Source organism: Psychrobacter sp. UBA2514, from assembly GCF_002341255.1.
GTDB lineage: Bacteria > Pseudomonadota > Gammaproteobacteria > Pseudomonadales > Moraxellaceae > Psychrobacter > Psychrobacter pacificensis.
This window is the reverse complement of record NZ_DDNS01000048.1, coordinates 1-3,386: the sequence shown is the minus strand read 5'-3', so window position 1 is coordinate 3,386 and position 3,386 is coordinate 1. Positions and strand designations below refer to the sequence as shown.

2 protein-coding genes are annotated in these 3,386 nt (G+C 44.7%); both read left to right on the top strand.

Annotation, left to right across the window (positions count from 1 at the left end):
- Nucleotides 1-410: 410 nt before the first annotated feature.
- Entirely contained in the window at nt 411-2,456 is a 2,046-nt protein-coding gene (betT, locus tag B3V51_RS11420) for a choline BCCT transporter BetT (protein WP_286708458.1), read from the top strand.
- A gap of 243 nt (nt 2,457-2,699) precedes the next feature.
- On the top strand, nt 2,700-3,188 hold the full coding sequence (locus B3V51_RS11415; RefSeq protein WP_058023766.1) for a M48 family metallopeptidase: 489 nt from the start codon (nt 2,700-2,702) through the stop codon (nt 3,186-3,188).
- The last annotated feature ends 198 nt before the right edge of the window (nt 3,189-3,386 follow it).

Sequence of the window (3,386 nt, the reverse complement as noted above, 5' to 3'; positions counted from 1 at the left end):
CATCATGCTGGCCGAAAAAATCGTTGATAAAATGAAAGGCGTACAATTGCCGCGCTCTACGGCAGATTATTATGTGGCCAATGGCGCACCGCTCAGAGCTGAGCCAATGCGCGATTATCTCTCAACGGTGTAAATGACAAGTCAGCATAAAATATGCTGCTAAATAAAGAACGATATCAGATAACTCCAAAATAATGGCCTTTCAACGTAAAGGCCTTTTTTATCAGCGTCAATATATGAGTGCAATGTATGTCATATATTGGTGCTATTTATCATTTTATTCGCTTTTATTCATTGGTACTGCTTTGTGCGTCATGCGGTTAAGTATACGTTATGTGGTCAAAAGTCATAATACTATGCCGGACAAAGCAATATCGGACACTGTTTAATTTACTTATTTGAGGTCTTTTATGTACAGTTCGCCATCAAAAGAGGTGACGAAACCGTTGAGCCTAAACAAAACTGTGTTTTTAGGTTCGGCTATTATTTCTATTTTATTGATCATCTGGACCATTGCTTTTCCAGATTATAGTGAGACCTTACTTGGTGCAAGTATGGCGTGGGTATCAGACAAGTTTGGCTGGTACTATATGTTGGTGGTTGCTGCTTATAGTATTTTTGCTTTGTTCGTTGGTTTTTCTAAATATGGCGATATTAAGCTGGGTCAAGACCACGAAAAAGCGCAGTTTCCGTTTTTAGCGTGGGCAGCCATGCTGTTTTCAGCGGGTATCGGTATTGATCTGCTATTTTTTGGGGCGTCAGAGCCATTGATGCATTATTTAACGCCGCATACGGGCCTAGAGCCTGCGAGCGCCGAAGCCATGCGTCAAGCGCTTGCTCAGACTTTTTTGCATTGGGGTCTGCATGGCTGGGGTATTTATGCGCTTATCGGTATGGCGCTAGCGTACTTTGCCTATCGCAAAAACATGCCGCTGGCGCTACGCTCACCGCTAACGCCTATCTTTGGCGAGCGCCTAGTCAAAGGCTGGCTCGGTGATGGCATTGATACCTTTGGTGTGGTCTGTACCTTGATGGGGATTGCCACCAGCTTAGGCATCGGGGTGTTGCAGGCTAATGCGGGTTTGACGCATGTCTTTGGTATCGAGTCGAGCAAGATGGTGCAGAGCCTGATTATCTTGGGCGTGGTCTTAGCTGCCGCCATCTCAGCGATGACCGGTGTAGAAAAGGGCGTACGCCGCCTGTCTGAGTTCAATATGCTCTCGTCGATATTGCTATTGATTGCGATATTGGTGATGGGCAATACGGTGTACTTGCTCAATACCTTTACCCAAAGTATCGGTCAGTATTTCCAAACCATCGTTTTCAAAACATTCGACGTCTATGCCTATGACGGTACTGCCGGTGCCGACTGGAAATCAGGTTGGACGATATTTTTCTGGGCATGGTGGGTGGCTTGGGCACCGTTTGTTGGTCTGTTTATCGCGCGTATCAGCCGTGGCCGTACGCTACGTGAATTTGTCTTTGGCGTGATGTTCATTCCATTGGGCTTTATTTTTGCATGGTTCTCTATCTTTGGTAACACTGCGATAGATCTGGTCGCCAATGGCGCAACGGCGCTTGGTGAAACTGCCGTCAATGATGCCGCCATGGGCATGTTTGCGCTATTTGAATATTTCCCCTATAGCGAAGTGCTGTCATTTGCAGGTGTAATCATCGGTCTGGTGTTCTTTGTCACCTCTGCGGACTCAGGCGCGTTGGTACTTGCCAACCTAAGCTCAAAAGGCATGACTAATGACACGGATGCACCGGTTTGGTTGCGTTTGTTTTGGGCGGCGGCAACAGGTCTTATCACACTAGGATTATTGTTTGCGGGCGGTTTTGCCTCATTACAATCGGTCTCTGTGATTGCAGGTTTGCCGTTCTCTTTGATTCTAGTGCTCTACATGATGTCCATGTGGAAGTCACTAAAAGAAGAGGGCAATAAGCGCAAAGCCAGCACGATTGGTACTGCCAATGTGCTCGACAGCGGTAAGAGCTGGAAAGCGCGTTTGCAGCGTATTGTGAGCTTCCCAGGACATGCGCAGGTCGAAAAGTTCTTAAAAACAGTGGTGATGCCAGCGATGACTGAGGTCGAAAAAGAGTTCAAAGCAGGCGGTCTCAAAACCTCTTTAGATGCGCATAATCTTGCCAGTATCGGTGAAGATATCGATGCAGGCATGGGCCAAGACAGTGCTCAGGTCGACGGTCTAAAACTGCGCGTCGGTCATGGTGATGAAGATGACTTTGTTTATGAAGTTAACTTGATCAAAGCTGAACGTCCAAACTTTACCTTAAACACCTCAACCAAGCATGCTGAGTTTTACTACCGTGCTGAGGTGTTCTTAAGCGATGGCTCGCAAGAGTATGATTTGGTCGGTTATACCAAAGAGCAAGTATTGGTCGATATCTTAAATCAGTACGAGCGTCATTTGCAGTATCTGCATCTAGAGCGTTAATGGCCTAGACTATCGCGCTATATCGCGCTATCAATCTATATGTACGATAGCCGATAAGTGACCGTCTTTATAAGAAATTTTTATAAGCAATGACCCCGTAAGTTGACTACCGCTTATGGGGTTTTTTTGTGGCAAATAAGGTAAATGGGAAGTAGAACAAGCTTGAGATAACATATAGCCAATATAAGGTAAAATCCATCAAACAAGCGGACAGCTTTTAACACATAGAAAAAGGATATCGTTGTGAGCAGATTAAAATACATAGCGCATTACTCAGAGCAGATTCAAACGCAAGCGGCGCAAATGATAAGCGACGGTCGGATGGGTGAGTATTTGGATAAAAAATATCCCACCCAGCACCAAGTGCAAAGTGATAAGGCGCTTTATCACTATGTCAATGAGATAAAAAACCAATACATGCGCAAGATTGGCCCGCTATCAAGCGTCAGCTATAGCAGTAAGTTAAAGGTACTAAAGCATGCGCTAGGTATCCATACTACCCAGTCTCGCGTGCAAGGCAGCAAGCTTAAATCCCATAACAGTATCACGGTTGCCAGTCTATTCAAAGACGCACCGCCAGAGTTTTTACGGATGATTGTGGTACATGAGCTGGCACATTTTAAAGAACATGATCATAACAAGGCGTTTTATCAACTGTGTTGTCATATGGAACCTGAGTATCATCAGCTCGAATTAGATATGCGTTTATGGTTGCACTGGCAAGAGCAATGATTGGACAGCAATATAAAGTCAAAACATCTCTTTGCCACCGTCTGAAAACGCTCAACGTTATCGCTAACCGTGCTAAGCTTGCCTCTACTAAAAATTTAACTGCCAAATCATAAATTGAGAAACAATTTTTTGTTATCTCATGAAAAATAGAGAAAAAAATGATCAATACTAGGGTGTGTTGAACATTCGACCATGGCA